Below are 6,186 nucleotides of genomic sequence, written 5' to 3'. Positions count from 1 at the left end.
GGTCTTCGAATTTAGTGGGGGTGTGCCTCCCGTCGGCTTCGCCGGGTGGTTGCGCAGCGTGAGCGGAGGCGTTGGTTCGCTCGGTTGCGGAAGCCGAAGGCGTTACGCGCTTCGAGCTTGATGAGGCGGTTGTTGCCCTCCGAGGCGGCGTTGGTGATCCCGGTGGTCAGGTAGGTCTCGATGCCGTCCCACCACTGCTCGATGGTCTCGGCGAGGGTGACGAGTTCGGGCAGGTGAGCGTGGTCGGCGACGTGGGCGAAGAAGCGGTGGCGGGCGGTGGAGATCGCGGAGTGGTCGGGGGTGACGTGCCTGCGGGTGACGGTCAGGCCCAGGAGGTCGCGCAGGAGTTCCTTGCCCTGCCAGGCCGCATAGATCTGTCGGCCGTAGGTCCCCATGTACTCCAACTCGGTCTTGAGGAGCTCGCGTTGTTCGTCGGTGAGGTCTTCCTTGTTGCGGCGCAGGAGCTTGCGGACGCTGTAGATGCTGTCGCCCTTGCGGGCCCGGCGGCCGTGCTGTTTCCAGGTGAGGCGTCGGCGCAGGTCGGCGAGGTGGCGCTGGGCGAGTTGCACGATGTGGAAGCAGTCCACGACCACCGCCGCGTGCGGCAGGGCACGGTGGACGGCGGCGCGGAAGGTGGAGCACAGGTCGATGGCGACGTAGCGGACCTGCTCGCGCCAGGCGGCGGGCCGGGCCGTCAGCCAGTCGGCGACGGAGGCGGAGTTGCGGCCCTCGACCTGGCCGAACAGGCCGCGCCCGCCGATCGCGTCGACGAAGCCGATGTGCCAGGCGTCCGCGACCAGCTCCCACTTCTCCGTGTCCGGGTTCTGCTCCCACACCGGCTTACCCCGCCGGGTCTCGTCGATCCCGATCGCCTCGGTCACCGGCGGCTCCTCGGGCAGGACCTTCGCGGCGTAGTCCTCGAAGCAGTGCTGCACGATCGGCCAGGACAGGCCCAGATCCCGGCCGGCCTGCACCACCGATCGCCCGCCGTCACACACCGCGGCCCCGGCCGCCCGCCGAAGCGCCCCGGTCGTACGCATCCGCGCGGGTACCTGGCCTATGGACTCGGTGAACGAGCGGCGGTCGCAGTCGAGTTCGGTGCAGTGCCAGCGTGCCTTGCGCCACCGGATACTCACCGGGCGCCCGCCGCAGGACAGGTGTCTGGGGGCGGTGGTGCGGTAGTCCTTCAGCCGGGTGGAGAAAACCCCGCACGAGGGGCAGGCCCTCGCGGACTCCTCGTTCGTCACGACGTATACCGTCGATCCGCCTGCCTTGTCGTCCTTGACCTGCGTCACACTCACCCCCTCCAGCCCAAGCAGTCGCGTCGCAGCCTCGTTGGTCCCGGTATCGTCGATGCTCAAGCCCGTGGGTTCTTCATGATCGGTTGCCTAGACAACAACCATGATCACGAAGACCCGCGGGCTCCTTGCGTCCAGGCCACCCACACCCCAGGCCCATCACGCTCGGTGACTGAACGTCAGGCCGTCACCGCCGCACCCCCACTAAATTCGAAGACCCGGTATCGCGCTCTCGATGTGAGGTCTCAGGACCTGCTTGACGGTCTGTCGCCAGGAGATCCTTGACGGCCTTTCCGGCACGCCGCGGGCCGAGCTTGATGAACCGGCCGTCGATCAGGAAACGGCCGCTTGCACGCACCCTGAGCGTTGCCGGCGATGGCGTGCACGAGGTACCCGTTCAGCCGGAGGGTGATCGTGCGGCCGGTGAGGGCGGATCCGGCCTGGTGACGGCCGCCGGCCAGGCAGCCGATTCCGTCGCGAAGGACCTTGCGGCAGGCCTCGGCCGTTCACCGGCTGCGAGGACGGCCGTGCGCGGATGCTGCCGTTCCCGGGCGAGGAACAGGCCGTTACGGGACACTCGGTGAACCGTGGCCCGCGACGGCGCCGACTCCAACCCGCGGCCGGCAGGTTCGTGGGAGATCCGGCGGGCACCTCACGCGCGATCACCGCACTCAACCAGCTCGGCTACACCGTCACCCTCAACCCGATCGAGGGGGCGGCCTGACCCACCAGAGCCCGACACCCGGCGACCTCCCGGCCACCGGGCACCCAAACACGCCCACACCCACCATGACCTGCTGCTATTTACGCGTCAGAGAGCACTTCCTTGTTCCCGGGAACATCACCGCCGCGCATCCGGGGTCTTCGAATTTAGTGGGGGTGCGGCGGTGACGGCCTGACGTTCAGTCACCGAGCGTGATGGGCCTGGGGTGTGGGTGGCCTGGACGCAAGGAGCCCGCGGGTCTTCGTGATCATGGTTGTTGTCTAGGCAACCGATCATGAAGAACCCACGGGCTTGAGCATCGACGATACCGGGACCAACGAGGCTGCGACGCGACTGCTTGGGCTGGAGGGGGTGAGTGTGACGCAGGTCAAGGACGACAAGGCAGGCGGATCGACGGTATACGTCGTGACGAACGAGGAGTCCGCGAGGGCCTGCCCCTCGTGCGGGGTTTTCTCCACCCGGCTGAAGGACTACCGCACCACCGCCCCCAGACACCTGTCCTGCGGCGGGCGCCCGGTGAGTATCCGGTGGCGCAAGGCACGCTGGCACTGCACCGAACTCGACTGCGACCGCCGCTCGTTCACCGAGTCCATAGGCCAGGTACCCGCGCGGATGCGTACGACCGGGGCGCTTCGGCGGGCGGCCGGGGCCGCGGTGTGTGACGGCGGGCGATCGGTGGTGCAGGCCGGCCGGGATCTGGGCCTGTCCTGGCCGATCGTGCAGCACTGCTTCGAGGACTACGCCGCGAAGGTCCTGCCCGAGGAGCCGCCGGTGACCGAGGCGATCGGGATCGACGAGACCCGGCGGGGTAAGCCGGTGTGGGAGCAGAACCCGGACACGGAGAAGTGGGAGCTGGTCGCGGACGCCTGGCACATCGGCTTCGTCGACGCGATCGGCGGGCGCGGCCTGTTCGGCCAGGTCGAGGGCCGCAACTCCGCCTCCGTCGCCGACTGGCTGACGGCCCGGCCCGCCGCCTGGCGCGAGCAGGTCCGCTACGTCGCCATCGACCTGTGCTCCACCTTCCGCGCCGCCGTCCACCGTGCCCTGCCGCACGCGGCGGTGGTCGTGGACTGCTTCCACATCGTGCAACTCGCCCAGCGCCACCTCGCCGACCTGCGCCGACGCCTCACCTGGAAACAGCACGGCCGCCGGGCCCGCAAGGGCGACAGCATCTACAGCGTCCGCAAGCTCCTGCGCCGCAACAAGGAAGACCTCACCGACGAACAACGCGAGCTCCTCAAGACCGAGTTGGAGTACATGGGGACCTACGGCCGACAGATCTATGCGGCCTGGCAGGGCAAGGAACTCCTGCGCGACCTCCTGGGCCTGACCGTCACCCGCAGGCACGTCACCCCCGACCACTCCGCGATCTCCACCGCCCGCCACCGCTTCTTCGCCCACGTCGCCGACCACGCTCACCTGCCCGAACTCGTCACCCTCGCCGAGACCATCGAGCAGTGGTGGGACGGCATCGAGACCTACCTGACCACCGGGATCACCAACGCCGCCTCGGAGGGCAACAACCGCCTCATCAAGCTCGAAGCGCGTAACGCCTTCGGCTTCCGCAACCGAGCGAACCAACGCCTCCGCTCACGCTGCGCAACCACCCGGCGAAGCCGACGGGAGGCACACCCCCACTAAATTCGAAGACCCCGCATCCGCCGGTGGCCCCGGGCTCAGCCACCCGAAGCGAAACAAGGAGGCCAAAAACGTCCGCACGACCACGCTCCCGGAATATGGAATCCACCGCCGACAAGGAAAGGTGAGCGGCGGCGTAACGCGGTTCACGAAAGGTATGACGATGGCCAGATCTCGGTATTGGACGGCATGCGACGCCGCTGCCTAACGTCTGCTCAACGTGCTCGGCGTGACGACCCAAATCCTTCCCGAATCGAAGACGACCTGGAGGAAATATGCATGCTGTGATCATCGGCGGTGGGATGGGGGGCCTTTTCGCTGCGCTGGCTCTCCGCGAGGCGGACGGCGTGTTCGATTCGATCGACGTCTACGAGCAGACCAAGACGGCCACCACCGCCGGCGCCGGCCTGAACATCTCTCCGAACGGTGCGCGGTTGTGCCACTGGCTGGGCGTCGACCTCGACGGTGGCGACCCCAAGGGCCCGGACGGCGTGCTGGACGGCGGGCGCGCCGCGGTCCTGGAAGCGTCCCGAGAGATCCTGGCCGACGGATCGGTGTCCCGTAAGCCGATCCCCTACAACACGCCGGAGCAGCTGAGCCAAGGTGGCGGTTTCCACCACATGCACCGGCAGGACCTGCTGATGTGCCTGCACAAGCGGGTGAGCGAGCTCGGGCCCGAGTCCGGCGTGAAGTGCCCCATCCGCATACACATGGGCAAGCGCCTCGTCGAGCTGTCGCAGGACGAGAACTGCGCGACGGCCGTCTTCGAGGACGGGACGACAGCCACCGCCGATCTGCTGGTCGGAGCCGACGGAATCGGCTCGAAGGTGCTGAAGGAGACGTGGCCCGGCAGGGGGCAGCGGCGCTGGACAGACGTTGTGTGCTACCGGGGGTTGATCCCGCGCGACAAGGTCGCGGCCATGCGGAAGCCGGACGGTAGCCCGCTCGACCACAATCCGATCGACTCCTACACCATGGACACCCGCCGGCACGACACCGCCTGGGTGATGACGTACTGGGTCCGGGGCGGGGAACTGCTCAACGTGTGGTACGGCGTGTACACCCCGGACTCGGGCGAGTTCCCCGAGGACTGGGCGGGCTGGAAGCCGATCGAGAACTCGGACATCCTGGAGACCACCGAGCGTGCGTTCGCCGGCGACCCTCGCAAAGACGACATCCTCGCGATGGGCGCCGCGATGGTGGAGCCGACGAAGTGGGGGCTCTATGACCGGGACGCGCTCGAAGAATGGCAGGAAGGCCGGATCTGCCTGCTCGGCGACGCGGCGCACCCGATGCTGCCCACGTTCGGTCAGGGTGTCAACCAGTCCCTTGAGGACGGCGCGGCGCTGAGCAGTTGCTTCAAGCTGCACGGCAACGACGTCTACAGCGCCCTCCTGCACTACGAGCGCGTCAGGCATTACCGGGCGAGTCGCTTCCAGTTCGCGTCCAAGTTCAACTTCAAGGTCTTGGAACCCGAGGACACACCGGAGCGCAAAGCGCTGCTGGCGGCAGCCAACGAGCGCGACTTCCCGCTGTTCGCCCACGAGCAGCGTGCCGGCAACGACGATTCGTGGATCTACGACTTCGACGCGCGCAACGTCGGGGACACGCTGCCGAAGAAGAAGCTCGGCCCGTGGGACTTCCGGGACCGGGAAGTGATCGCCACCGCGCGCAAGGAAATGATGCGCAACCTGTGGAAGCCGGAGACCCCCTCGACCGGTGACCGGCAGATCACCAGGGACGAACTCGCGCAGCACAACACCTTCGATGACTGCTGGATCGTCATCGGGGGCAAGGTCTACGACTTCAGTGAGTGGAAGGACCACCACCCGGGCGGATCGTTCGTCGCCCGCATGTACGCCGGGCGGGACGCGACCGCGGAGTTCTCGGACTTCCACAGCAAGGCGGCGCTGAAGCACATGGACAACTTCTGCGTCGGTGACCTGGTCGACTAGTGTCCCGCGCCTGAAGTCCGTTGAACATGTGTGCCCTTGCCCGCGACGTGCATGAGCCGGCCGGTCGCCGAGGTGACGTCGACCGACGACGAGCGCCAGACACCGGTGCGCCTGCCGCGGCGGGCGACCTCGGCTCAGGCTCCGGCTCAGCGGTACCGGATCGTACGGCGCTGCGCGGCGGGAAAGCCGAACCGGTGAATGGCCGCCGGACTCGGCATCTGGCCGCAGCCGGTGGGCAGACGGCGACGCCGATTCCTGGAGCCGCGCCCGGACGCCCGGCGGACGAGCCTCGCCCGGGCGTCCCGCGTGAAATCTCCGGCGCGGGGGTGGAGGCATCGCGACATCGTCGATCTCCACCTGGACCGCCGGATAAGGCGCTGTTCCTGTGCGTCGACGAGAAGTCGCAGATCCAGGCGCTGGACCGCTCGGTTTTGGGCATGCCCGAGCGGCGGACCAACGACTACGTCCGCCACGGCAGCACCATCTTGTTCGCCGCGCCGGACGTGGCCTTCTAGGGCCTGTCCGGCGGATCAAGTCGGAGGAAGCAGCGGCGCCTCATCGACACCGGCGA

Annotated in this window: 4 protein-coding genes and 1 pseudogene; 4 read left to right on the top strand and 1 reads right to left on the bottom strand. The window is 68.0% G+C overall.

Going from position 1 to position 6,186, the window contains the following annotated elements:
- Positions 1-11: 11 nt before the first annotated feature.
- Positions 12-1,361 carry an ISL3 family transposase gene (locus OG819_RS57510; protein WP_266647383.1) on the bottom strand — a complete coding sequence of 450 codons (1,350 nt, stop codon included), beginning with the start codon at positions 1,359-1,361 and terminating at the stop codon, positions 12-14.
- A 517-nt stretch (positions 1,362-1,878) separates the two neighbouring features.
- Here OG819_RS57510 and OG819_RS57505 point away from each other — a divergent pair.
- From OG819_RS57505 to OG819_RS57490, 4 genes and pseudogenes are all read left to right on the top strand, one after another.
- Positions 1,879-2,022, top strand: a complete 144-nt coding sequence (locus OG819_RS57505) for a hypothetical protein (protein WP_266638880.1) — start codon at positions 1,879-1,881, stop codon at positions 2,020-2,022.
- 291 nt (positions 2,023-2,313) lie between these two features.
- The gene (locus tag OG819_RS57500) at positions 2,314-3,663 is read left to right on the top strand and encodes an ISL3 family transposase (RefSeq protein WP_266647383.1); all 1,350 of its coding nucleotides are present in this window, start codon (positions 2,314-2,316) and stop codon (positions 3,661-3,663) included.
- A 272-nt stretch (positions 3,664-3,935) separates the two neighbouring features.
- On the top strand, positions 3,936-5,615 hold the full coding sequence (locus OG819_RS57495; RefSeq protein ID WP_266638879.1) for a cytochrome b5 domain-containing protein: 1,680 nt from the start codon (positions 3,936-3,938) through the stop codon (positions 5,613-5,615).
- Between the two features lie 339 nt (positions 5,616-5,954).
- Positions 5,955-6,112 (top strand): annotated as a pseudogene (locus OG819_RS57490) (IS630 family transposase); the annotation flags it as partial.
- Between the last annotated feature and the right edge of the window lie 74 nt (positions 6,113-6,186).

Origin of the sequence: Streptomyces sp. NBC_01549 (assembly GCF_026339955.1) — a bacterium.
Classification (GTDB): Bacteria; Actinomycetota; Actinomycetes; order Streptomycetales; family Streptomycetaceae; genus Streptomyces.
Note: the sequence above shows the minus strand (reverse complement) of the source record. Positions and strands in the feature narration are given on the sequence as shown.

Coding starts and splice junctions, on each gene's coding strand:
- OG819_RS57495 (WP_266638879.1), top strand. CDS start 3,936: ATGCATGCTGTGATCATCGGCGGTGGGATGGGGGGCCTTTTCGCTGCG.